The organism is Gordonia aichiensis, assembly GCF_039946255.1.
GTDB classification, from domain to species: domain Bacteria; phylum Actinomycetota; class Actinomycetes; order Mycobacteriales; family Mycobacteriaceae; genus Gordonia; species Gordonia aichiensis_A.
In genome coordinates this window covers 26,346-50,012 of the sequence record NZ_JBCDWL010000027.1, presented here as the reverse complement: position 1 = coordinate 50,012, position 23,667 = coordinate 26,346, and the positions used below count along the sequence as shown (strand labels likewise).

General features: G+C 69.3%; 19 protein-coding genes. 12 read left to right on the top strand and 7 right to left on the bottom strand.

Going from position 1 to position 23,667, the window contains the following annotated elements; genetic code table 11:
* Positions 1 to 89 precede the first annotated feature (89 nt).
* Together AAFO60_RS20385 and AAFO60_RS20380 are read right to left on the bottom strand one after the other, a co-directional pair.
* On the bottom strand, positions 90 to 1,247 hold the full coding sequence (locus tag AAFO60_RS20385; RefSeq protein WP_347958075.1) for an acyl-CoA dehydrogenase family protein: 1,158 nt from the start codon (positions 1,245 to 1,247) through the stop codon (positions 90 to 92).
* A gap of 72 nt (positions 1,248 to 1,319) precedes the next feature.
* Entirely contained in the window at positions 1,320 to 2,135 is an 816-nt protein-coding gene (locus AAFO60_RS20380) for an LLM class F420-dependent oxidoreductase (protein WP_347958074.1), read from the bottom strand.
* 61 nt (positions 2,136 to 2,196) lie between these two features.
* On the opposite strand from AAFO60_RS20380, the gene AAFO60_RS20375 reads away from it, so the two are divergent.
* The 3 genes from AAFO60_RS20375 (at position 2,197) to AAFO60_RS20365 (ending at position 4,815) form a co-directional block, all read left to right on the top strand.
* On the top strand, positions 2,197 to 2,829 hold the full coding sequence (locus AAFO60_RS20375; protein WP_347958073.1) for a class I SAM-dependent methyltransferase: 633 nt from the start codon (positions 2,197 to 2,199) through the stop codon (positions 2,827 to 2,829).
* 61 nt (positions 2,830 to 2,890) lie between these two features.
* Complete coding sequence (gene dinB, locus AAFO60_RS20370; protein WP_347958072.1) at positions 2,891 to 4,102, top strand: DNA polymerase IV; 1,212 nt, start codon at positions 2,891 to 2,893, stop codon at positions 4,100 to 4,102.
* Positions 4,103 to 4,185: 83 nt separating this feature from the next.
* The gene (locus AAFO60_RS20365) at positions 4,186 to 4,815 is read left to right on the top strand and encodes an AMIN-like domain-containing (lipo)protein (RefSeq protein WP_347958071.1); all 630 of its coding nucleotides are present in this window, start codon (positions 4,186 to 4,188) and stop codon (positions 4,813 to 4,815) included.
* Positions 4,816 to 4,886: 71 nt separating this feature from the next.
* On the opposite strand, the gene AAFO60_RS20360 is transcribed toward AAFO60_RS20365, so the two are convergent.
* Complete coding sequence (locus AAFO60_RS20360) at positions 4,887 to 5,147, bottom strand: metal-sensitive transcriptional regulator (RefSeq protein ID WP_347958070.1); 261 nt, start codon at positions 5,145 to 5,147, stop codon at positions 4,887 to 4,889.
* Positions 5,148 to 5,253: 106 nt separating this feature from the next.
* Here AAFO60_RS20360 and AAFO60_RS20355 point away from each other — a divergent pair, with 106 nt between their 5' ends.
* Positions 5,254 to 7,485: an MMPL family transporter gene (locus tag AAFO60_RS20355; protein ID WP_347958069.1), complete on the top strand. Its 2,232-nt coding sequence runs from the start codon at positions 5,254 to 5,256 to the stop codon at positions 7,483 to 7,485.
* Positions 7,486 to 7,528: 43 nt separating this feature from the next.
* Here AAFO60_RS20355 and AAFO60_RS20350 read toward each other — a convergent pair whose 3' ends face one another.
* On the bottom strand, positions 7,529 to 8,467 hold the full coding sequence (locus AAFO60_RS20350; RefSeq protein ID WP_347958068.1) for a quinone oxidoreductase family protein: 939 nt from the start codon (positions 8,465 to 8,467) through the stop codon (positions 7,529 to 7,531).
* 58 nt (positions 8,468 to 8,525) lie between these two features.
* Between AAFO60_RS20350 and AAFO60_RS20345 the strand changes: the two genes are divergently transcribed.
* Complete coding sequence (locus tag AAFO60_RS20345) at positions 8,526 to 9,827, top strand: TrpB-like pyridoxal phosphate-dependent enzyme (protein WP_347958067.1); 1,302 nt, start codon at positions 8,526 to 8,528, stop codon at positions 9,825 to 9,827.
* Positions 9,828 to 9,928: 101 nt separating this feature from the next.
* Here the strand turns inward: AAFO60_RS20345 and AAFO60_RS20340 are convergent, their stop codons facing one another.
* The 3 genes from AAFO60_RS20340 to AAFO60_RS20330 all read right to left on the bottom strand — a co-directional run bounded on the left by AAFO60_RS20340 (position 9,929) and on the right by AAFO60_RS20330 (position 14,631).
* Positions 9,929 to 11,254, bottom strand: a complete 1,326-nt coding sequence (locus tag AAFO60_RS20340; protein ID WP_347958066.1) for a DUF1254 domain-containing protein — start codon at positions 11,252 to 11,254, stop codon at positions 9,929 to 9,931.
* A 51-nt stretch (positions 11,255 to 11,305) separates the two neighbouring features.
* Positions 11,306 to 12,010 carry a GAP family protein gene (locus AAFO60_RS20335; protein WP_347958065.1) on the bottom strand — a complete coding sequence of 235 codons (705 nt, stop codon included), beginning with the start codon at positions 12,008 to 12,010 and terminating at the stop codon, positions 11,306 to 11,308.
* A 212-nt stretch (positions 12,011 to 12,222) separates the two neighbouring features.
* Positions 12,223 to 14,631 (bottom strand): LuxR C-terminal-related transcriptional regulator, encoded by a 2,409-nt coding sequence (locus AAFO60_RS20330; protein WP_347958064.1) that lies wholly within the window; start codon positions 14,629 to 14,631, stop codon positions 12,223 to 12,225.
* Positions 14,632 to 14,905: 274 nt separating this feature from the next.
* On the opposite strand from AAFO60_RS20330, the gene gndA reads away from it, so the two are divergent.
* The 7 genes from gndA (at position 14,906) to AAFO60_RS20295 (ending at position 23,555) form a co-directional block, all read left to right on the top strand.
* Positions 14,906 to 16,354, top strand: a complete 1,449-nt coding sequence (gene gndA / locus AAFO60_RS20325) for an NADP-dependent phosphogluconate dehydrogenase (RefSeq protein ID WP_347958063.1) — start codon at positions 14,906 to 14,908, stop codon at positions 16,352 to 16,354.
* A gap of 118 nt (positions 16,355 to 16,472) precedes the next feature.
* Positions 16,473 to 18,074: a transposase gene (locus tag AAFO60_RS20320; protein WP_347958062.1), complete on the top strand. Its 1,602-nt coding sequence runs from the start codon at positions 16,473 to 16,475 to the stop codon at positions 18,072 to 18,074.
* Positions 18,075 to 18,382: 308 nt separating this feature from the next.
* Positions 18,383 to 19,798: an argininosuccinate synthase gene (gene argG / locus AAFO60_RS20315; protein ID WP_347958061.1), complete on the top strand. Its 1,416-nt coding sequence runs from the start codon at positions 18,383 to 18,385 to the stop codon at positions 19,796 to 19,798.
* A gap of 85 nt (positions 19,799 to 19,883) precedes the next feature.
* A complete protein-coding gene (locus tag AAFO60_RS20310; protein ID WP_347958060.1) occupies positions 19,884 to 20,531 on the top strand; it encodes a DNA-binding response regulator in 648 nt (215 codons plus the stop codon).
* The gene (locus AAFO60_RS20305) at positions 20,521 to 21,738 is read left to right on the top strand and encodes a sensor histidine kinase (RefSeq protein ID WP_347958059.1); all 1,218 of its coding nucleotides are present in this window, start codon (positions 20,521 to 20,523) and stop codon (positions 21,736 to 21,738) included. Before AAFO60_RS20310 ends, AAFO60_RS20305 begins: the two co-directional genes overlap by 11 nt.
* Entirely contained in the window at positions 21,726 to 22,790 is a 1,065-nt protein-coding gene (locus AAFO60_RS20300; RefSeq protein ID WP_347958058.1) for a hypothetical protein, read from the top strand. The genes AAFO60_RS20305 and AAFO60_RS20300 overlap by 13 nt, the downstream gene beginning before the upstream one ends.
* Positions 22,791 to 22,922: 132 nt before the next feature.
* On the top strand, positions 22,923 to 23,555 hold the full coding sequence (locus tag AAFO60_RS20295; RefSeq protein ID WP_347958057.1) for a response regulator transcription factor: 633 nt from the start codon (positions 22,923 to 22,925) through the stop codon (positions 23,553 to 23,555).
* The last annotated feature ends 112 nt before the right edge of the window (positions 23,556 to 23,667 follow it).

The following is a 23,667-nucleotide window of genomic DNA, read 5'->3' as shown; positions in this document are numbered from 1 at the left end:
TACACCCCGTCATCAGATGCACCCCGTCATGAGTTACACCCCGTCATCTGTCGCACCCCGTGATGAGCTCCGCCCGACCACGAGCGAGTTCACAATCCCATGTCCTTGGCGATGATCGTCCGCATCACCTCACTCGTGCCGCCGTAGATCCGGGTCACCCGGGTGTCGGCGTACAGCCGGGCGATCGGATACTCGGTCATGTACCCGTACCCGCCGTGCAGCTGCAGGCAGCGGTCGATGACGCGACCGGCGGTCTCGGTGCACACGAGTTTCGCGCGTGCGGCGTCGGCGACGGTGAGCTCACCGCGGTCGAGCAAGTCGAGCGCGTGGTCGGCGAAGACGCGAGCCGAGGCGGTCTCCGCGGAGCACTGGGCCAGCACGAACTTGGTGTTCTGGAACGAGGCGACCGGCCGGCCGAAGACGGCGCGCTCGCGCGTGTAGGCGGTGGCGTGGGCGATGGCGGCCTCGGCCTGCGCGACGGAGTTCAGGGCGATCGACAGCCGTTCCTGCGGAAGGTTGTGCGCGAGGTAGCCGAAGGCCTCGCCCGCGCTGCCCAGCAGGTTCTCGACCGGCACCTTGACGTCGACGTACGACAGCTCCGCCGTGTCCTGCTGTGCCAGCCCCAGCTTGTCGAGCTTGCGGCCCACCGAGAACCCGGCGGCGTCGGTCGGGACGCACAGGATCGAGAGTCCGGCGCGACGATCGGCCGGATCGTAGGGGGCCGTGCGGCAGACGGTGAGGACGAGGTCGGCGGTCACCCCGCCGGTGATGAACGTCTTGGCGCCGTTGACGAGGTAGTGCGCGCCGTCGTCGGTGAGCCGGGCGGTCGTGGCGATCCCGGCGAGGTCGGAGCCGGTGCCCGGCTCGGTCATCGCGATCGCGGTCATCAGCTCGCCGGAGACGAAGCCCGGCAGCCAGCGTCGTCGCTGATCTTCGGTGGCGTACGCGAGCAGGTACGGCAGGATCAGGCACGAGTGGACGGTGTACGACCCGAACGAGACGCCGGCCCGCGCGACCTCCTCGAAGACGATGGTGGCGTACTTGAAACTGGGTTCTCCGCCGCCGCCGAACTCCTCGGGTGCCTGAATGCCGAGGATCCCCAGTTCGCCGAGCCTGCGGAAGAATTCGCGCGGCGGTCGGCCCAGGGCGTCCCATTCCTCCCGGTGCGGGGCCACCTCCCGGTCGATGAAGTCCCGGAGCATCTGCCGGAAGTCGTCGTGTTCGGGGCCGAACAGGGTGCGCTGCATGGGCGGTGTCTCCTCGCGGGTGCGGAGTGCGATGACGGCCGATCGGTCGTCATGGTCGGGTGGACGGTCGGGTCAGTTCGCGCGGGCGTCACGCCAGCGCACGAGGGCCTGCGCGGCCGTCAGGTCGTAGTCGGGGCCGCCGGTCGCGACGGTCAGCAGGGTGACGCCTTCGGCGGTGATGTCGTCGGCGAACCGGAGCATGGTCGAGACGCGTTCGTCGGATGGCGTGTCGTCGGTCTCGAACCGGATCTCCGCCGATCGTTCGATGGTCGCCGGGTCGCGGCCGACGTCGGCGCAGTGGTCGGCCAGGACCGCCGACTTGTGCCGGTAGCCGTCGACGTCGACGAAGGCGTGCCAGATGTCGGCGTACTGCGCGACGTGGCGCAGCGTCTTGCGTTCGCCGCCGCCGCCGATGAGCAGCGGAATGTCGCGCACCGGTTGCGGATTGAGCTTTGAGAGGCGGTCGGTGATGCGGGGCAGGGAGCGGCCGAGGTCGTCGAGTCGGCTGCCCTTGGTGCCGAAGTCGTAGCCGTACTCGTCGTAGTCGCGTTTGAACCAGCCGCTGCCCAGGCTGAGGATCAGGCGTCCGCCGCTGATGTGGTCGACGGTGCGTGCCATGTCGGCCAGCAGCTCCGGATTCCGATAGCTGTTGCAGGTCACGAGGGCGCCGATCTCGACCCGGGAGGTCTGTTCGGCCCACGCGCCGAGCATGGTCCAGCATTCGAAGTGCGCGCCGTCGGAGTCGCCGTACAGCGGGAAGAAGTGGTCCCAGTTGAAGACGATGTCGACGCCTGCGTCTTCGGCGCGCAGGACCGCGTCGCGGATGAGGGAGTAGTCGGGTGCGTGCTGCGGTTGGAGTTGGACGCCGATCCGGACGGGAAGAGTCATGAAGGCCAGTGTGCCGCGCGCGTGGCTGCCGCGTCGCCCGAACTGTGGCACCGTGGATCCGGTGAGCGAACATCAGCACCAGCAGGACGACAGCCAGGCGCCCGCCCACCCCGTGACCGCACACGAGTGGGATGAGCTGTACCGGAGCGCCGATCGACTGTGGACGGCCAACGTCAATCCGGCCGTGATCGCCGAGGTCTCCGGGCTGACCCCGGGAACCGCCTTCGACCTCGGCAGCGGCGAGGGCGCCGACGTCCGCTGGCTCGCCGACCAGGGATGGACGGTGGTCGGCGCCGACATCTCCAAGGTCGCGCTGGAGCGGGCCGCGGCGGCGGATTCACGTGAAACCATCACCTGGTTGCCCTTCGACGTCACCGTCGACTCCTTCGACCGTCGATACGATCTGGTGACGCTCAGCTACTTCCACATCGCCGCGGACGACGAGGCCACCCTGCACCGGATCGCCGACGCGGTGGCGCCGGGTGGCACGCTGCTGGTGGTGATGCACGATCCGGAGGGCATCCGCGCCCACGGTCGCGACCCCGAGGGCTTCCTCTGGCCCGCCGACATGATTCGGCTGCTGGGGGAGGGGTGGACCGTCGTCACCGACGAGAACCGAGAGCGCGGCATCCCCGCCGGCGGCGGCCATCACGTCAACGACGTGGTGCTGCGGATGGTGCGCGGCGTGAAGTAGCGGCGGGCGTCCGCGCGGTGTCCGCACGGTCGATGTCGTACCCGGGTGGCACCATCCGGGCATGCGGATCGAGGCGGGCAAGCGCGCGGAGGCGACGATCCTGCATGCCGACCTCGACTCGTTCTACGCCTCGGTGGAGCAGCGCGACGACCCGTCGCTGCGCGGACGGCCGGTGCTGGTCGGCGGCGGCGTGGTGGTCGCCGCCAGCTACGAGGCCAAAGCCTTCGGCGTCCGCACACCGATGCCGAACCACCAGGCACGTGCGCTGTGTCCGCAAGCGGTCACCGTGCGCCCGAGGTTCGAGGCCTACAGCCGGGCCAGTCGGGCGGTGTTCGCGATCTTCGACGACTTCTCGCCGCTGGTCGAGGGGATCTCGGTCGATGAGGCGTTCCTGGACGTCGCAGGCATGGGGCGGATCGCCGGTGCCCCCGTCGCGCTGGCCGACCGATTGCGCGCCCGGGTCCGGCAGGAGGTGGGCCTGCCGATCACGGTCGGGGTCGCGACCAGCAAGTTCGTCGCCAAAGTGGCGAGCGCGGTCGGCAAGCCCGACGGGCTCCTGCACGTTGAGGCGGGCGGAGAGCTCGACTTCCTTCATCCGCTCCCGGTCCGGCGTCTGTGGGGCGTCGGCGCCAAGACCGAGCGACGGCTGCACGATGCCGGGATCGAGACCGTCGGGCAACTGGCGTCGCTCGGGGAGCAGCACCTGTCGGCGCTGCTCGGCCGGGGCGTCGGCGCGCACCTGTTTGCGCTGTCGATGGCCCGCGATCCGCGGCGCGTGCAGACCGGCAGACGACGCAACTCCATCGGTGCGCAGCGGGCGCTGGGGCGCCGGATCAGGTCGGAGTCCGACCTCGAAGCCACCGTCATCGGGATCGTCGACGGCCTCGGCCGCAGGCTCCGGTCGGCGCAGCGGGTGACCCGAACGGTGGTGCTGCGGTTGCGCTTCCACGATTTCGAGAAGGTGACGCGGTCGCGCACCTTGGCGGACCCGACCGATCGGACCGAGATCATCCTGGCCGTCGCGCGCGGTCTGCTCGACGAGTCGCTTCCACTCCTTCGCGATCGCGGGTGCACGCTGATCGGCGTCTCCCTGACGAATCTGTCCGCGGCGGGCGCGGTCCAGCTCTCGATCCCGTTCGCCGAACAGGACCACGCGGGCGAACTCGATGTCGCGATCGACTCGCTGCGCACCAGATTCGGTAGGGCGGCGATCACCCGCGGCGTACTCCTGGGACGTCCAGAGGTACCCGATACCCCGATGCTGCCGGAATGACACATCGTCGGTCACCGGCGCGGCTATGGTCAGGGGTCTGAACTCGTCTCCCTCGCGGGAGACGACACCCGGGAGGCGGGCAGATGAATCGAATGTCGACAGCGGCGGCCGCCATCGGTACGGCAGCCGTGCTGGTCCTGAGCGGGTGCGGATCGTCGAAGGAGCAGGCGCCCGCTCCGAGCGGTTCGGCGGGTCCCGGCACCTCGACCGCGGCGTCCGCCCCGATGAGCACGGGTGTGCCGACGAGTACGGGTGGCACGAGTACGGCACCGGCATCGTCGTCGAAGCCGACGTCGGCACCGAACAGCGGTCGGCCGCGGCTGGCGGACCTTCGCACCGGTGTGCACGACAACCTCGACCGGGTGGTGCTGCAGTTCGCGGGCGCCACCCCGCCGGCCTTCCGGCAGGAGCGGACCGCCGCTCCCTCGCACTGCGGATCGGGACATCCGGTCTCGATGGGCGCCCCCGACTACCAGCTGATCACCGTCGACTCGGTGGATCTCTTCGACGGCGCCGGTCGGCCGTACTACACCGGGCCGACGACGCTTCCCGCGCCGCGCGCGAAGGGCGCCGGCGGGGTCGCGGGTGTGGAGATCATCTGCCAGTTCGAAGGCGTGCTGACCGTGGCGATCGGTCTGCGCGACTCCTCCGCGGCCGTCCACGTGTCGACCCTGCGCGAGCCGGGCCGCATCGTCGTCGACGTCTTCCACTGAGGCGCCCAGTCGTCCGGTGAGTCCGGACTTCCGCTGAACCGTCGCCGTCCGGTGAGCCCGCGCGCTCGGGATCAGGCCATCGACAGGAACAGCTTCTCCAGCTTGGCCTGATCGACGTTGTCCGGCCCCTCTTCGATGAGGCAGTGCCGCAGACCGGTCGCCACCAGCGCATATCCTCCTCGGCCGATCGCCTTGTTGACCGCGGCGAGCTGAGTCAGCGCGTCCTCGCATTCGGCGCCCTCCTCCAGCATGCGGATCACCGTCGCCAGGTGGCCGTGCGCCCGACGCAAACGGGTCAGCACGGGCTTGAGTTCTTCGTCCGGCAGTTTCATGTCGGTCTTCCTTCCTCCACGAGTGGCTGATCCCCACTATTGCATAACCCCCTGGGGGGATGCTAGCGTCGCTCTCCGTAACCCCCTGGGGGGATAGGAGGAGAACATGGACGACCCCGTTCAGACAACCGACGCGGCACCGATTCGGGCCGGCGACCAACGCGACGACGAGCAGCGCACCGACGCGCGACCCGACGTCGAGCAGGTCCCGCCGGAGAACCCGGAAGGCCATCGGCCCGGCCCGCTCGGGCGGCTCGGCCTCTGGGTCACCGCGCACGGCAAGATCGTCACCGCCGCGTGGATCCTGCTGGTGGTGGGCCTGGGCATCTTCGCGCCCTTCGTCGAGAAGAACCTCTCGGGCGCCGGCTGGCAGGCCGACGGCTCCGACTCCGTCGCCGTCCGCGAGCTGGCCGTCGAGCACTTCGGCGGCAACGCGTCGTCGGCGATCCAGGTGGTCGTCACCGGTCAGCAGCCGCTGACCTCGGGCGACGGGCCGCGTGTCCTCGCCGAGATCACCGACGTCCTCAAGGGTGACTCCCGGGTCAGCGAAGTGATGGCGCCGATGCCCGGTGCCACCCTGTCCCCGGACGGCAAGACCGGAATCGTCCTGGCCGGCGCCGGCGCCGACACCAACGACATGGTGCGCGCAGCGACCGACCTGACGCCGAAACTGAAGGCGCTGTCGACCCCTGACGTGCAGGTCGCGCCGACCGGCGCCTCGGTCCTGTGGTCCGACTTCAACTCCGCCAACCTGGAGGCGATGCTGACCTCGGAGATGATCTCCTGGCCGGTCACCCTCGGAATCCTGGTCCTGGCATTCGGCGCGTTAGTTGCGGCCGGTCTGCCGCTGCTGCTGACCCTCGCGGGACTGATCGCGTCGGCCGGTGTCCTGGTGCTGCTCAACGAGCTGATGCCGGTCTCGATCTGGGCGATGAACTTCGCCATGATGTTCTCGCTCGCACTCGGCATCGACTACGCGCTCTTCGTCGTCGTCCGCTTCCGGGCGGCCCGGATGGGACAGCAGCTGTCGATGCGGGCGGCGATCGCGCAGACCATGGACACCGCGGGCAAGGCGGTGCTGCTGTCGGGCGCCACGGTCCTGGTGTCGCTGTCGGCGGTCATGCTGGTGCCCTCACCGTCGTTCCGGTCGATGGCCGGCGGCATCATGATCTCGGTCCTGTTCGTTCTTGCCGCGACGCTGACGCTGCTGCCCCTGGTCCTGGCGAAGCTCGACCATCGGATCAACAAGTTCGCGCTGCCGTGGTCGAAGGTCGCCGAGCATCGCTCACCCGCCTTCGAACGGTGGGCCCAGCGCCTGTGGCGTCAGCCCCTGCGGTGGGGCGGCGCGGCCCTGGTGATCCTGGTGGCCCTGGCCGTCCCGATCGTCGGACTGAACACGGCGATGCCGTCGATCAAGGTGCTCCCCGAGGACTCCAGCGCCCGCGTCGGCTACGACCAGGTGAAGTCGGCCCTCGGCGACGGTGCGCCCGGCATGCTGTCGATCATCGTCCCGACCGACCAGGCCGGCGCCGCCGAACAGGTCCTCAAGTCCGACTCCGGCATCGTCGCGGCGCTCCCGCCGATGTCGCCGACCGACGGCGCCGACCTGCGCATGATCCAGGCGATGCCGACCGTCGACCCGTCCGATCCGGCACTGGGCCAGACCGTCGACCGCCTGCGGGAGACCCTGCCCCAAGGCTCCCTCGTCGGCGGCGCCGCGGTGGAGAACCTGGACCTGAAGGCGCAGTTGGACACGTCGACGCCGCTGGTCATCGCCGTGGTGATGCTGCTGGGCTTCCTGTTGCTGCTGGTCGCGCTGCAGGCCCCGCTCATCGCCTTCCTGGGCACCCTGGTGAGCCTGCTGTCGACGGCTGCGGCCTTCGGCGTGGCGCGGCTCGTCTTCCAGGACGGGATCGGAGCCTCGCTGTTCGGCTTCGAGTCGCAGGGCTTCCTCGACGCCTGGGCGCCGGTCTTCTTCTTCGCGATGATCTTCGCGATCGCGATGGACTACACGGTGTTCCTGCTGGCCTCGGCCAAGGAGCACTGGGAGACCGAGCGTGATGCGAAGGCGGCGATGATCGGCGCGGTCGCGCACTCGGGGCGGGTCATCTTCGCCGCGGGCGGGGTGATGGTCGCGGTGTTCTTCACCTTCGCGCTGTCGGGGCCGCTGCCGCCGAAGGAGATGGGCGTCATCCTGGGCGTGGCCGTCCTGCTGGACGCCTTCCTGGTCCGACTGGTGCTGCTGCCGGTGATCCTGCGGCTCACCGGGCGGGCGGCGTGGGCGTCGCCGCGATGGCTGCAGAAGGTGCTGCCGAAGGTCAGCTTCTCGCACAACTGACCGACCCTCGTGAATCGGCCGGGACCGCACGGTCCCGGCCGGTTCACGGTGTCAGGACCACTTTGCCGCCCGCGCCTCCCGCGGCGACCAGCGCCAGGGCGTCGACTGCTCGATCGAGTGGGAAGCGCGCGGTGATCGGGACCGTGAGCTCGCCGCCTGCGAGTAGCGACAGGAGCTCCCCGCGCACGCTGTCGCGGAAGGCGGCGCTGCTCGCGGCCGCTCCCGACAGGGAGCGGAAGCCGTGCGCCGTCGCCGCCCCGCGGTCGACGACGGTGACGATTCGGGACCGATCGGCCACCAGCTCCAGCGAGGTCTGCGTGGCCTCCGGGCCGCCCGCGGCGTCGAGGGCGGCGACGATCGGACCGGGCGCCGCCGCGCGAACACGATCGGTCAGGCCGGGGCCGTAGACGACGGGGATGCCGCCGAACCGTTCGACGGCGCCGCGGCGCGCCGCGCTCGAGGTGCCGATCACCGCGACTCCCGCGCGCCTGGCCAGCTGCAGAAACGTGGCGCCCACTGCGCCCGACGCCCCGTGCAGCAGGACCGTGTCGCCGGCCTGCGCCCCCGACTCGGCGAGCATCTCGGCGGCCGTGCACCCGGCGAGCAGCAGCCCGGCGGCCTCGTCGTCGGCGACCGAGTCGGCCACCGCGAAGGCCTTCTCCGCAGGCAGGGTCATCGCCGAGGCGTAGCCGCCGTGGACGCGGAAGGCGGCGACGCGGTCGCCGACCGCCACCGGCCCGCTCGCGATCCGGGTCCCCGGACCCACCGCCGTCACCACGCCGGCCACCTCGTAGCCGATCGGCATCGGCAGCAGCGTCGGATCCGAGGCGCGCAGCACGTGTTTGAGATCGGCCGGATTGACCCCGGCCGCGGTGATGCGGACGGTGACCTCGCCCGCACCGGGATCGGCCGGAGCGCACGGCACCGAGCTGAAATCGTCGAGTCCGCCGAAGCCCTTCGCCACCCACCTGATTCCTGCCATGCGCCGCAGCCTACTGCGCCGTGCGGTCGCGCCGGACCGATGCCCTAATGTGACCTGCATGACAAGCAATGTTGACGCGTCGAACCCGGACATCGTGACCGTGGGCGTCCCTACCCACTGGTACAACCTGGCCGCCGAGCTCGACGAGCCGATCCCGCCGCACCTGCACCCCGGCACCAAGGAGCCGGTGGGGCCCGACGATCTCGCCGCGCTGTTCCCGGCCGGGCTCATCGCGCAGGAGGTCTCCACCGAGGCGTACATCGAGATCCCCGAACCGGTCCGCGAGATCTACCGCATGTGGCGGCCGGCGCCGCTGCTGCGCGCCCGTCGGTTCGAGGCGGCGCTGAACACCAAGGCCCGCATCTACGTCAAGTACGAGGGCGTCAGCCCGGTCGGCAGCCACAAGACCAATTCGGCTGTCGCACAGGCGTATTACAACAGCATCGACGGCGTCAAGAAGCTCACCACCGAGACCGGCGCAGGCCAGTGGGGCAGCGCGCTGTCGTTCGCGGGCGCACAGTTCGGCCTCGACGTCGAGGTCTGGCAGGTCCGCGCGTCGTACGAGTCCAAGCCCTATCGCGGACACCTGATCCGCACCTACGGCGGCACCCTGCACCCGAGCCCGTCCGACCTCACCGAGGCCGGCCGCGCGATGCTGGCCAAGGATCCGAGCACCCCCGGCAGCCTCGGCATGGCGGTGTCGGAGGCGGTCGAGGTGGCCGCCAAGAACGAGGACACCCGGTATGCGCTGGGCAGCGTGCTCAACCACGTGGTCCTGCACCAGAGCGTCATCGGGCAGGAGGCCGTCGAACAGCTCTACGCCGTCGAACCGGGTGGCGCCGACGTCGTCTTCGGTTGTGCGGGCGGCGGCTCCAACCTGGCCGGCCTCTCGTTCCCGTTCCTGCGCGAGAAGATCCACGGGCGCTCCAACCCGCGCATCGTCGCCGCCGAGCCCGCGGCGTGCCCGTCGATCACCCAGGGCGAGTACCGCTACGACCACGGCGACGTCGCCGGGCTGACCCCGCTGCTCAAGATGCACACTCTGGGCATGGACTTCGTCCCCGACCCCATCCACGCCGGCGGGCTGCGCTACCACGGCATGGCGCCCGCGCTGAGCCACACGGTCGAATTGGGCCTGGTGGAGGGCCTGGCGGTCACCCAGCACGACGCCTTCTCGGCCGGCGTCACCTTCGCCCGCACCCAGGGCATCGTCCCCGCGCCGGAGTCGACCCACGCCATCGCCGCCTGCGCCGCGCACGTGGCGAACAGCGACAAGGAAGAGGTCGTCGTGATCGGCCTGTCGGGCCACGGCCAGCTCGACCTGCCCGCGTACGCCGAGTTCCTCGACGGCGGCTTCTGACCAGCATCGCGCCGCTTCCGCCGCTATCGCACCCCTTTCGTTCTCCGCACCTGGTCGCGACCGGGTGCGAGAAACGAAGGGGGTGCGATAGCAGTTTGGGGTCAGCGACGTCGCACCAACGGTGGCTCCCACGAACCGTCGAGCAGGGCGCGGTCGGGTGAGTACACCCGCAGCATCAGGTTGAAGCCGCCCGGACCGGTCGGCAGCCAGCGCGCGGTGTCCTCGCCACCCGGATCGGTGGCCTGCATGATCAGCTCCACCGAGCCGTCGGTCCGGGGCGGGATGCCGCTGCGGTCGCCGAGCGCATAGCGGGCCAGCGGGTTCTCGATCAGGAATCCGTGGTCGTCGTACGCGGTCACCGACCAGAACGCGAGCGCCGGAGGGAGCTCCCCGGCCGGGAAGGTCAGCGTGTACGAGTTCTCACCCGAGAGCAGTCGTCCGTCCGCGTCCACCGCGATCGACGGGTACACCGCGTCGGCCGCCAGGTTCATACCCAGACCCCACGCTGCCACGCCCGCGCGCAGCAGGTAGTGGACGCCGTAAGAGCCTCCCTCGGTGGTATATATCCAGCCGAGTCGACCCTCGCCGTTGAGCCGGTTGTACTCGGCGACGATGTCCTGGCGGCCCTGCTCGATGCCGTCCTCCACCGCCGCGGCGATCTCCGGGGCCAGCCCTGCCAGATCCAGACCGGCTTCCGGCGACCAGCCCAGCCGCTGAAGCCGGTGCAGGGTCGGGTAGTCCTGGATGCTCGGCGGATTGTCGTTGAGCAACTCGGTGAACCGGGTCAGGAAGTCCTGGGCGCTCATCGCGGCGACGAGGTCCGGCGGTGGGGTCCGCATGTCGAGGTCCGGATCCAGCGGGGCCCGAACCGGCGCCGAGGGCTCCTGACCCCACTGACTCAGCGGTGTCAGCGCCATTCCGTCCTGGAAGAGGTGAACGGCGGGCAGGTCGTCGACGCCGTTGACCTGCGTGCGGCCGATGAAGCTCATGAATCGGGTCGGCACGTCGATTCGCTCGACGCCGTCGGGCACCTGACCGGTCCAGCCCGGCCCGGCCAGAAGGAAGTGCCGGGTTCGCTCGGTGCCGGTGGTCCGGGAGCCCGGCACGGCGAAGACATTGCTCCACAGGTCGTACAGCGGCACCATGGTGTACCGCTCGGTCTGCGGGATGGTGAGGATAGTCGGCTCCGGCCCCAGATCGAGGTAGGCCGAGGTGTACAGGGTGTCGACGTTGGGACGGATCACCACGCGGAACTCGGGCCCCGGCAGTCCGCGCGCGTGAGCGAGCACCCCGAGCGGTCCGAAGGGCTGCCGCGGCTCCGTCACATTGGTGATCTTGCGCATCGTGAGATCACCGAGGACCAGCGGATAGGCGAAGACATACGCGTCGCGCGCAATGTCGGTCACGACGGCGGGTTGCAGGCTCATGAAGCTCCTCGAATTCGGTTGAACGGAGAAATCAGGGGGAAGCGCCCGTGATCACAGTGTGGCCAGGCCCTTGCCCAAGAGGACGGCACCCAGCACCAGCAGTACCACCGCCACAATTGCGGCGTTGTTCGCGGTCAGCCACCGTCGCAGCCGCTCGAGTGGGTCCAGCAGGCGCTCACCCCACGTCAGGAGCGCCACGACAGGGACCCACACCGATGCACCGGCGATGACGACGTAAACAGTGATGCTCACCGCGGCTGCGCCGAGGCCGGGAGCCTGGTTGAAGGCGATGCCCGCTCCCGCGGCAAGCAGGAGGTTCTTCGGGTTGATCGCAGCCAACGCGAACCCGGTGCCCATCGCGCTCAGCGGCGAGAGGGTGTCTATCGCCTGCATCCACGTGGGCAGTTCGGCGGTCTCCCCCTCACTCGGTCGGCCGCGCCACTGTCGGACGGCCAAGATGAGCAGTCCGACGCCGAGGATGATCCGCACGATTGACGCGCCGAGATCCGGGCCGTCGGACGAGTCGGGCAGCAGTCCGGCGACCGCACTGAACAGGATTGTCGCGACAGTGATGCCGGCCAGCCAGCCGACCATGAACGAGGTGCTCGTGGAGCGGGCCTTCGGTGTCATCAGCATGAGGATCACCGCGATGATCGGAACCGGGCTCAGTGCGATGCCGACGGCCGACGGCAGCGTGTCGCCGATCGGCCCGAGTACCGATGCGACGGTGTCGGAACTGAGAACGGCAATGGACACGCAAGACTCCTTGAAGGTCGACGCACGACGGCATGGATGAAATGCATTCTGGCGCAGCGTGAAGTCGGAACGCGAGTAGTTCGGCCCGATCTCATCAACGGTTGACGAGAGATGGCCCAGCGCATGCCCGCGATGGGCCCGGAATCGCATCTCATCGGATGAGGGAACGAGGGATGCCCGCGTCCGCGTTGTGGCGTGAGGTCGGGGCGGACTCAGTGGACGACGGCGCGGATGGCGGCTCGCCGCGTCGACACTCCGAGTTTGCGGTAGATCGCCCGCGTATGCGTGCGAACGGTCGACACCGACACGTGCAAGGACGCCGCGATCTCGTCGGCCGTCATCGTGGTGTGGAGCAGGCCGAGCACTTCGCGTTCACGCGGAGTCAGATTCGTCCGAGTGACGACCGCAGTTTCCGAACCGGTCAGCAGGCGTGCGATGCGAGTCTCGTCTGGAGAGCCGCGCCGCGCGTGCTCGCCCAAGAGAGCGCGGACGGTGGAGTCGGCGGCGGCGAACGGATAGTCGGCGTGCTCAGTGCGTGAGATCGCCAAGGCCCGGGCCAGGTGTCGGTGGGCCGATTCGGTGGCGCCGCCCGAAAAGTCGATAGCGGCGGCAGTGGTGCTTGCCATCGCGGCCACATAGTCGGGTGGCTCGGCGTGGTGAAGACGGTGCAGGACCAGTCGGGAACTGGCCACGTCGCCGAGTCGTCGCAGCAGTTCGGCCAGTAGCGCTTGCGTCACCGGAACCCCGGTGACGTCGACGAGGTCGAGCGCGAGCCGATGCGCTCGGCGGGTGTCGCCGACAACGGCGTCGAGTTGGGCCGTCGCGAGCTTCTTGTACACCCCCCACGGCAGGCCCTGCAGCGGGAGGTCGCTGACCGAGGTCAATGCGGACCGCGCGAGGTCCACCCCGGCTGTGTCGTCCAGCGCAGCAGTTGCGTACGCCAGGTGGATGCGGGCGAGGCCGGCGAACGAGGCCGCGGTGCCGATTTCGGCGACCAGTGCCGCCGCCGACGCCTGGGCGTCGCGGAGTCGGCCGCGGCAGAACTGGATGTAGATCTCGCACATTCCCGCCACACCGTCGTCGTAACGCCAGTCGTCCACAGACTTCAGATGTGAGCGCGACTCCAGGGCTTCCTCGGCGGCGGTGAATCGACCCGCGAAGGCGAGCGCGAAGGCTCGATTGGCATCGGCTCGATCGGCGAGGGAGATCAACCCGCGGGAGTGTGCCTCGGCGGCCGCGGACGAGAGCAGCGCGACAGCGCGGGCCGGTGCGCGCCGTAACCGCAGTTCGGACCAGGCCAGGAGGAACAATCCGAATGGGTAGTCGGGCATCGACGGGGTCAGCATCAATTCGGCGACGTCGAGTGCCGCGGCTTTGGGTGTCGTCTCGCGGGCGAGGATGAGTTCGGCGAAGGCGCGCGTCGCGGTCGGGGCTTCGTCGACCGGCAGGTGGCGATGCAGGAACTCGCCGCCGGCCTCGTCTCCCAGCACGTGACGGCAACAGGCCCGGATAGCCATCGTGTCGGGAGCTTCGCGGTGTTCGGGCGGCAGCCGCAGGCACAGCTCTTCGAGGGTTCGGGTCAGGCCGCTGAGCAGCAGTGTCATCCACCGCCCGTCGATGAGTTCGGCAGCGTACGTCGTTTCGCCTGCAGCCAGGGCGTGCTCGACGGCGTCCGTCGGGAAGTCAGCGGCCAGGGCGCGGGCCGCTCGGGCCTGCAGGTCCCGCGCGAAGGTCGGCTGAGTCCGCCGCAGCACGGTGGCGCAGGCCTCTGCGAAGGCGTCGTGCCAGTGGTAGACGGTGTTCCCGTCACGGTGGTCGTGCGCATCGAGGAACATTCCGTTGCGATGGCACCAGTCCAGGTGCGAGGCAGCGTCGGGGCAGCCGGTCAGCGTGGCGGCGACGGTGCGGTCCAGCCGCGAACACGCGGTGGCGGTCAGAACGAACTCGGCGATCGAATCAGGCAGCGATGGCAGCAGGACGTGCTCGACATAGTCGGCGAGGTCGGCGTCGGGTCCAAGCGTGCTCTCGCCACCGGTCACGGCGCGCAGTCGGGCTAGCAGCGGCCAGCCCAACGTACCGTGGCCGGCGGACGGAGCGGTACCGGTGACATCGGCGAATTCGGCATCGGTCAGCCGCAGGTCGGCCACCCGAACCACCCCGGCGGTGCGGTCCGCGATCTGCGGCCGGTAATGGTCGAGCAGTTGCGGCTGACCCACGAGGATCAACTGGATGTGGCCGGACATCAACGCAGGCGAGCTGGTTGCGGTGGCCGCGCACGCATCGAGGTCGAGTCGATGCGCGTCGTCGACGACGATGGTCAGGTGCATGCCCTGCGAATGCCGTTCGATCAGTTCAGTGACCGCGCGCGCGACATCGCCCGCGATGGCCGCCGAGACCACCGAGAACCAGTGGACGTCGGGACCAACTCGTGCCCAGTCGGCGACGGCGGTCGTCTTGCCGAAGCCTGACGGCGCCGCTACCAGCAGCAGTGGAGTCCGATGCAGGTGCTCATCGAACAGCGCGGTCAGTCGGGGACGCGGGATCGAATCGGGACGTCGCTGGGGGACCGCTCGCAGGAACCACGGGATGTCTGCTGAGGCATCTCCGGGCATCACTGACATATGGTCAATCTAGCGGCATGGCCTGTGAACGACGCCGGACGTGCGGCTACGCGCCTCATGCATTGACAGAAACGTCCCCCTGACGCCGACTGTCGGACAAATGGTCCGGCAGTCCCGGTCAGGGGGACGTTTCCGTCGGCACACCCACGGCGCACCCGCCGCTCCGGGCGTTCACCCGGCACAGGGACAATCGAGCCGGTAGTACTGAAGGTCGGGGATGGGACGGGTCGTCGCCTGATACGACAAGAGTGCGACGGAGACGGAGAAGGAACAGATGGTCGAAACAGGACAGCGGCAGGCACAGATCGGCGTGACCGGACTGGCGGTGATGGGCTCGAACATCGCCCGCAACTTCGCGCGGCACGGGCACACCGTGGCCCTGCACAACCGCAGCATCGCCAAGACCGATGCGTTGATCGCCGAACACGGCAGCGAGGGCGACTTCATCCGCACCGAGACGATGGAGGAATTCGTCGCCGCGCTCGAGCGCCCGCGCCGGGTGCTCATCATGGTCAAGGCGGGCGATCCGACCGACGCGGTGATCGAAGAACTCGCGAACCTGATGGAGCCGGGCGACATCATCATCGACGGCGGCAACTCGCTCTACACCGACACCATTCGCCGCGAGGCAGCGATGGCCGCGCGCAATCTCAACTTCGTCGGCGCGGGCATCTCCGGCGGCGAGGAGGGCGCGCTCAACGGCCCGTCGATCATGCCGGGTGGTCCGGCCGAATCGTACGAGTCGGTGGGCCCGCTGCTGGAGTCGATCTCCGCGCACGTCGACGGCACGCCGTGCTGCACCCACATCGGCCCCGACGGGTCGGGCCACTTCGTGAAAATGGTGCACAACGGCATCGAGTACGCCGACATGCAGTTGATCGGCGAGGCCTACGACCTGATGCGGGGCGTCCTCGGGATGGAGGTCACCGAGATCGCCGACGTCTTCCGCGAGTGGAACACCGGCGATCTCGACAGCTATCTGGTGGAGATCACCGCCGAGGTGCTCTCGCAGGTGGACGCCGAGACCGGTAAGCCGCTGGTCGACGTCATCGTTGACGCCGCCGGGCAGAAGGGCACCGGTCGCTGGACGGTGAAGGCGGCCCTCGATCTGGGCATCCCGACCACCGGCATCGCCGAAGCCGTCTTCGCCCGCGCCCTCTCCAGTGCCACCGATCAGCGTCGCAGTGCGCAGGGGCTGGCCGCGGGAACCACGGGCGCCCAGGCGCCGGCCGACAAGGCCGCCTTCATCGAGGACATCCGAAAGGCGCTGTATGCGTCCAAGGTGGTCGCCTACTCGCAGGGCTTCGACCAGATCGCCGCGGGCAGCGCCGAGTACGGGTGGGACGTCAAGCCCGGTGAGCTCGCCACCATCTGGCGCGGCGGCTGCATCATCCGCGCCAAGTTCCTCGACCGCATCCGCGAGGCCTACGCCGAGAACCCGGACCTGCCCGCGCTGCTGCTGGCACCCTACTTCCGCTCGGCCGTCGAAGAGTCGGTCGAGAGCTGGCGCCGGGTGATCATCACCGCCACCGGCATGGGTGTTCCGGTGCCGGCGTTCGCGTCGTCGCTCTCGTACTATGACGCGCTGCGCGCCGAGCGGCTCCCCGCCGCCCTGACTCAGGGGCTGCGCGACTTCTTCGGCGCCCACACCTACCTGCGCGTGGACAAGCCCGGCTCGTTCCACACGCTGTGGAGCGGTGATCGCTCCGAGGTTCAGGCGTAGCCTCCCAGAATCAGTCGTCTCACGGACCTTCGAGGGAATATCGGGCTGTTGCAGTTTCGGTTTACGTAGTTTGTCGGTAAGTACGTAGAATATCGTTCTGACCTGCGATAATGGTGGTGTGGCGAAGGATTATCGGACGGTTGACCGCGATCAGCAGTTTCTATTGCCTCTGAGCATGCGGGAGTGGTTGCCGGCCGATGATCCGGTGTGGTTGGTGATCTCATTGGTCGAGCGCCTGGACACCTCCGGGCTGCATGCGTTGCGCAAGACCGGTGGGGTCGGGCGCCGCGGCTATGACCCGGACATGCTGCTGACGCTGCTGGTGTGGGGGTGGGCGCATGGGGAACGGTCCTCGCGGAAGGTGGAGCGCCTGTGCTATCGAGACATCGCCTTCCGCGTCATCTGCGGCGGCGATCCGCCCGATCACGTGACGATCGCTCGTTTCCGGGCGCAGGCCTCACCGGTGATGCCGGCCCTGTTCACGCAGGTGCTTGCCGCGTGCGCCCAACTCGGCATGGGCAAGGTCGGCGTGGTCGCCCTGGACGGGGTCAAGATCGCCTCGAACGCCTCGATGTCGAAGAACCGCACCGAGAAATCGTTGATGAAGGCCCGCGAGGCGGAGTTGGCCGCATTGCGGACCAGGCTCGGGGAGACTGCTCGCGCGGCCGATGCCGAGCATGCGGCCAACGATGCCGGCGACGATGATGATCAGTCCGTTCCCGACGAACTCCTCACATCTGATCGAATGGAGCGGATTGACGAGGCGTTGGAGCATGTTCGAGCGTTGAACACCGCAGCCGAGGCCAAGCAGTCCACACCGATGGATTTCGAGGCCCTCGAAGCCAAGCGGGCCGCTGCCGAAGCCGCGCGCGCCAAGTTCGTTGAGCAGTGGAAACAGGAGTGGGCCAACGGCTCTCGAGGTCCTAGCCTTCCGCCGATCGAGGCACGGATCGAGGTCGCCGAAGCGGGTCTGCAGAAGGCACGCGATCGGCAGCAGGCCAAGATCGATCGGCATGCGGTCAGTGGGCTGGGGCGTCCGCCGCTGCCGGTCGAGGAGACCAAGAAGGTTCGCGATGCCCACGATCGCCTGGCCCAAGCACGCGCGGACACGCGGGCCTGGCAGGCCCGGCGTGATGCCGAACGACACAAGCAACTGGAGTACAAACAGCGGATCTTGACCAATCGTGCGACGGGTAAACCGCATCGCGCCAACACCGACAACCTCGGCAACATCACCGACCCGCAGTCGCGGCCGATGCCGTTGCGGGGCGGCGGCTGGGTGCAAGGCTACAACTGCCAGGCCGTCACCACCGCTGATGGTTTGATCATCGCCACCAGCGTCGGCAACGGCCCGATCGATGCACCCGCGTTCATTCCGATGATGGGCAAGGCCGTCGAGGCAGCCGCGGTCCTGGCCGCGCACCGACCACCCGAGCACGAGGCCGGCCCCGATCAGATCGGGACGCTGCTCGCCGATGCCGGATACCTCTCCGAGGACAACCTCACCGCCGCCGGCCCCAAACGGTTGATCGCTACCGCGAAATCGCACAAGCTACCCCGCGACACCAGCGAGTTGACACCGCCCGCCGACGATGCCCCACCGATCGAGAAGATGACCTACGAATTGGCCACCACAGCGGGAAGAGCACTGTACTCACAGCGCAGTCACATCGCCGAAACACCGTTCGGGCAAGCCAAGCACAACCTGCGATTCCATTGATTCACCAGTCGCGGAATCGACCGGGCCGCATCAGAATTCGCCTTCCACGCCCTCGTCAACAACATCCTCAAAGCCATCACCGGAGGCCACCTGACCACCGCCTGAGAGGACACCGCAGGGCCAACCCCCAACCGCCCACCGAGCACTCACCCGGTCGGCGGAAGGAGATCGAACACCAATCCCGAAACTGCAACAGCCCGATATTGCCCGCGAAGGCCCGTGAGGACCCTGATCTTCGCAGCATGCCGGTGCGCTTCGACTGACCGGCCGGGTTTCGCCAGTACCGAACCACTGTTTAAGCTGGACATATGTCGAAAGTGCTGAGCTCGTTGCCGAAGGGAGAGCGCGTCGGAATCGCGTTCTCGGGTGGTCTGGATACTTCTGTCGCCGTTGCGTGGATGCGCGAGAACGGCGCTGTCCCTTGCACATACACCGCCGACCTCGGTCAGGCCGACGAGCCCGACATCGCGTCGGTCCCCGGCCGCGCCACGCAGTACGGCGCCGAGCTGTCGCGCCTCGTCGACTGCCGCGCGGCCCTCGTCGAAGAGGGTTTCGCCGCCCTGCAGTGCGGTGCCTTCCACATCCGCAGCTCCGGCAAGACCTACTTCAACACCACCCCGCTCGGGCGCGTGGTGACCGGCATGCTGCTGGTCCGCGCCATGAAGGAAGACGACGTCGACATCTGGGGCGACGGCTCCACCTACAAGGGCAACGACATCGAGCGGTTCTACCGCTACGGCCTGATGGCCAACCCGAACCTGCGGATCTACAAGCCGTGGCTCGACACCCAGTTCGTCGAGGAGCTCGGCGGCCGCCACGAGATGAGCCAGTGGCTCACCGAGCGCGAGCTGCCCTACCGCGACTCGCAGGAGAAGGCGTACTCCACCGACGCCAACATCTGGGGCGCCACGCACGAGGCCAAGACCCTCGAGCACCTCGACCACGGCCTGGACGTGGTGGAGCCGATCATGGGCGTGGCCGCCTGGCGCGACGACGTCGAGGTCGCGACCGAGGACGTCTCCATCCGCTTCGAGCAGGGTCGCCCGGTCGCCATCAACGGTGAGACCTTCGCCGATCCGGTCGCGCTGGTGCTCAAGGCCAACGAGATCGGCGGCCGTCACGGGCTCGGCGTCTCCGACCAGATCGAGAACCGCATCATCGAGGCCAAGTCGCGCGGCATCTACGAGGCGCCGGGCATGGCGCTGCTGCACATCGGCTACGAGCGCCTGGTGAACGCGATCCACAACGAGGACACCGTCGCCAACTACCACAACGAGGGTCGTCGTCTGGGCCGTCTGATGTACGAGGGCCGCTGGATGGACTCGCAGGCGCTGATGCTGCGCGAGGCCCTGGTCCGCTGGGTCGCCTCCGCCGTCACCGGCGAGGTCACCGTGCGTCTGCGTCGCGGCGACGACTACCACTTCCTCAACACCACCGGCCCCGGCCTGTCGTACCACCCGGACAAGCTGTCGATGGAGCGCGTCGGCGACGCGGCCTTCGGGCCCGCCGACCGCATCGGTCAGCTGACCATGCGCAACCTCGACATCGCCGACTCCCGGTCGCGCCTCGAGCAGTACGCGCAGATGGGGATCGTCGGCGGCGCGACCGCCGACCTGGTCGGCGAGCTGTCGGCGGGCGGCGCGCAGGCGATCGCCGGCGGGCAGCCGGAGGACGCGGCGTCCGAGGCGCTCGATCGCGCGGCTATCGAATTCGGCGTCGACTAGCAGTCAGCGCCAGAGTCGTGGAACACGATCCGCGCCGCGTTCCCCCACTCCGTGACGGGGTGGGGGAACGCGGCGTTCGGCGCTCATGACCGCCAGACGCATCGGGATCGTCGAGGATCACGAGTCGATGGTGCTCGGAGTCCGGGCGATGCTCGACGGCCACGTCGGCCTGTCGCTGACGGCGTCGTCGGACACGGTCGACGGGCTGCTCGCGCAGCGGGTCCGTCTGGATCTGGTGCTGTTGGACCTGCGGCTGGCAGACGGCTCGTCGCCGACGGCCAACATCGAGACCCTGCACGCCGCGGGTCTGCCGGTCCTGGTCTACACCGGTGCGGAGAACCCGTATCTCGTCCGGTTGGCGGCGAAGGCCGGAGTGCTGGGCATCGTGCGGAAGTCGGCGCCGGTGGAGCGGGTGGTCGAGGCGATCGCGGCCGCGGCCGACGGCAGTCCGGTCATCACGACCGAGTGGGCGGCGGCCGTCGACGGCGACCCCGACCTCGATGCCACCGGCCTGAGCCCCCGGCAGCAGGAGGTGCTCTCGCTCTACGCCTCGGGCGAGAAGGCCGACCGGGTCGGCAGGATGCTGGGGCTCTCGACCGAGACGGTCAACGACTACATCGGGCGCATTCGCGCCAAGTACGCGGCCGCCGGCCGGCCCGCGGGCACCAAGGTGGATCTGTATCAGCGCGCCGTGGAGGACGGACTGCTGCCGATTCCCGAGCGTGACCAGTGATCGGCCGCAATCGGTGACCGGGACCGTCCAGTCCGCCGCAGCGGAGCCGCGGCACGAGAGCCTGGACCGGATCAGACGGATGTTCGCGCTGTTCGCGGCAGTCGGATACGTCGGCTACCTGCTTCTGCTGCTGCCGGCGATCACGCAGCTGGCCCCGGCGATGAGCTCGTGGTGGACGCCGGCGATGTGCGTGATCGTCTTCCTGCCCGGCTTCACGATCGGACTCGCCGCGCTGGTCGGCGTGCAGCGGTGGATCCGGTCCGCGGCGACGGTGGCGGCGATCAGCTTCTTCGTCGCCGTCGCGACGTGGCCGGCCGCCTGGGACGGCACGATCCTGCCGGCCGGCGACGGGGTGTGGCTGGCGGCCTTCCCAGGACTGGCCAGCATCGCCGCCGTGCTCGCCTGGCCCGCCTGGGCGGCCTTCGCTCACATGGTGCTCGGCTGCGTCTGCGTTCAGCTGATCAACTTCGTCGCGCGCGGCTCCGTCGAACCCGGGCAGCTCGCGCCCGAGATCGCTTTCGCGATCATGTTCTGCAGCCTGTTCGTCGGCGCGTCCGTGATGGCGCTGCGGACCGGGCGCGTGCTGGACGAGACGACCGATCGGGCCCATGCGGCGGCCGCCACCGCCGCGGCGGAGCGGGCCCGGGACGTCGAACGCGAACGCTTCGATGCGCTGATCCACGACAGCGTGATGTCGACCCTGCTGACGGCGTCGCGAGGCGGTGCGCCGGAGCATGTGCCGCGGCTGGCCGCGGCCACACTGGCCGAACTCGACGAGATCAGGTCGGGGTTGCCCGCGGATCGACCGCTGCGCCCCGCGGCCGCCGTGGTGCATCTGCGCGCGACCGCCACCGAGGCTCACGCGGGGGCGGAGTTCACCGTCGTCGCGTCGGCCACCGAGGCCGCGGAACTGCCGAGCGAGGCGGTCCGTGCGGTGAGCGCGGCGCTGGCGGAGGCCTTGCGCAACAGTCGCCGACACGCCGGCGACGAGGTGCGGTGCACGGTGCGCGGGCGGGTGGACGCCGACTCGATCAGGATCGAGGCGGTCGACGACGGAGTCGGTTTCGACCCGGCCGCGGTGTCCACGCACCGGCTCGGCATCGCGGTCAGCATCCGCGCCCGGATGGACCGGATCCCGGGCGGTTCGGCGTCGGTCCAGTCCGCACCGGGCGCCGGGACCACGGTTCGTCTCGAATGGGCGCGCTGATGGAGGAATCGGGCGAACGACTGCCGAACGACGGTGACATCCGCGACCTGATGGGTTTGCGAACCCTCGCCGCGACGGTCCTGGTGGCGTTCTTCATCGGAACATTCGCCCTGGTGGGGGCGACGACTCGGCCGATCGGCAGCGGCACGGCCGGCGTCCTCGCGGAGGTCGGCGCCTGGCTGGTCACGAGCGTCGCGGCGATCGCCCTGATCCGAGCTCCGGGTGATCCGCTCGGACGGTGGGTGACGGCGGGTGTGGCGGCATCCGGTCCGCTGGCCACGGTGCTGGTCCTGCTGGTCGTCGACGACCCGTTCGTGCGAGTGCTGACCTTCTGGCCGCTGTCGGCGACCACCGCGCTGTGCACCTACCTGTGCGTGCGTGGCCGAACGTTGGTGGCATGGGCGTCGATGCTGGTGGCGATCCTGGTCGCCGGGGTGTGGGCGATCGGCGTCGGTCAGGGATTTGGGTACGGGATCTCGATCTCCCTGATCAACTTGGCGCCGCTGCTGATGTCGTCGTTCTTCGCGGTCACCATCCGCCCCGCGGCCCGCGAGATCTATCTGCTGCAGGGGGCCGGGACCGAGGCCGCGGCCGCGGAGGCGGCTCGCCGCGCCGCGCTCGAGGAGCGTGACCGACAGCTCGGCAGGCTCGACGATCGGGCCCGGCCGCTGCTGGAGCGACTCGTCGACGCGGCGCCCCTGTCCACGGGCGAACAGGATGAATGCGGCCTGGTCGAGGCGCGGCTGCGAGATTCGCTGCGGGCACCGACCTTCGACGTCCGCAGCGTCGCGGACGCAGCCCGGCAGGCCAGAAGCCGGGGCGTGGAGGTGATCCTCCTCGACGATCGCGGGCTCGCCGGGGCCGACGACGAGGTCCGAGACCGCGTGATCGGAGGCGCCGTCACCGCGCTCACCTCGGCTCGAACCGGCACGGTCACGATCCGGATCCTGCCGCCGCGCCGCCGCGTTCTGGCGACGGTTCTGCAGGTGACCGACGACGACGTCGTCCGCGAGGAGTACGACGACCGCGGCCTCTTGATCAGCGTCGACTGAATCTCGCTGTCGCCCGAACGGCCGTCGTCCGGTGGTGGGACGACGGAACTGGGGTCTTCCTCGTACGCCGTCACCGCACCTACCGTCCGAAGAGACGGCAGGTGCGGCGCACATCGGTGAGGAGGCGAGGAGATGGCAGGCTCTGGTGCAGTGGCGGGGCGGTCGGTCGGGGTGTGGAGTGGGAACTCGTGGGAGCGGGAGCTGCTCGCCGTGTGGATGTCCCGATTCGGATACCCGGTGGTCGCCGTCGAGACGGACGGCCTGGCGTCGACACCGCCGCCGGTGGTGGTGATCGGTGCCCGCGACCGCCACGCGCTCTACCTCTGCGGGCGACCGGTGACCGCGCGGATCGTCGTCGTCGGTGGACGGATCGAGAAGTCCGATCTGCGTGCGGGTGTGCATCATGTGGCCGACGGCGCCGATGTGGAGGAGCGTCTTGCTCTCCTGCTGACCAGAATCCTGGGGCCGACGTCCGGCCGCACGGCGCTGACGGCTCGGGAGCGGGAGATCCTGACCACGTATGTGCTGGGCGCGACCGTCGAGGAGACCGCCGCCCGACACTTCGTCGCGGCGAGCACCGTCCGCACGCACTACCGTCGCGTGTCGTCGCGCTACGAAGATGCGGGATGGCCGGTCGCGAACAAGGCTCAGCTGCTACTGCGAATGGTCGCCGACGGGTGGATCCGGCTCGACGGGGTGCTTCCGGAATCGGACGCGGGACAGACGCCGGAATCGACGGAGTGCCGGGCGGTCGGGGTGGCCTGAGCGGCGTCGAACACGGACGGCGATGAGGAGGGCGGCTGCCGGGGAGCAGCGGCCCTCCTGGCGTGCGCGACGGCGACTGTCGGCGCCGTCGAACAGCGACCCGACCCGACCC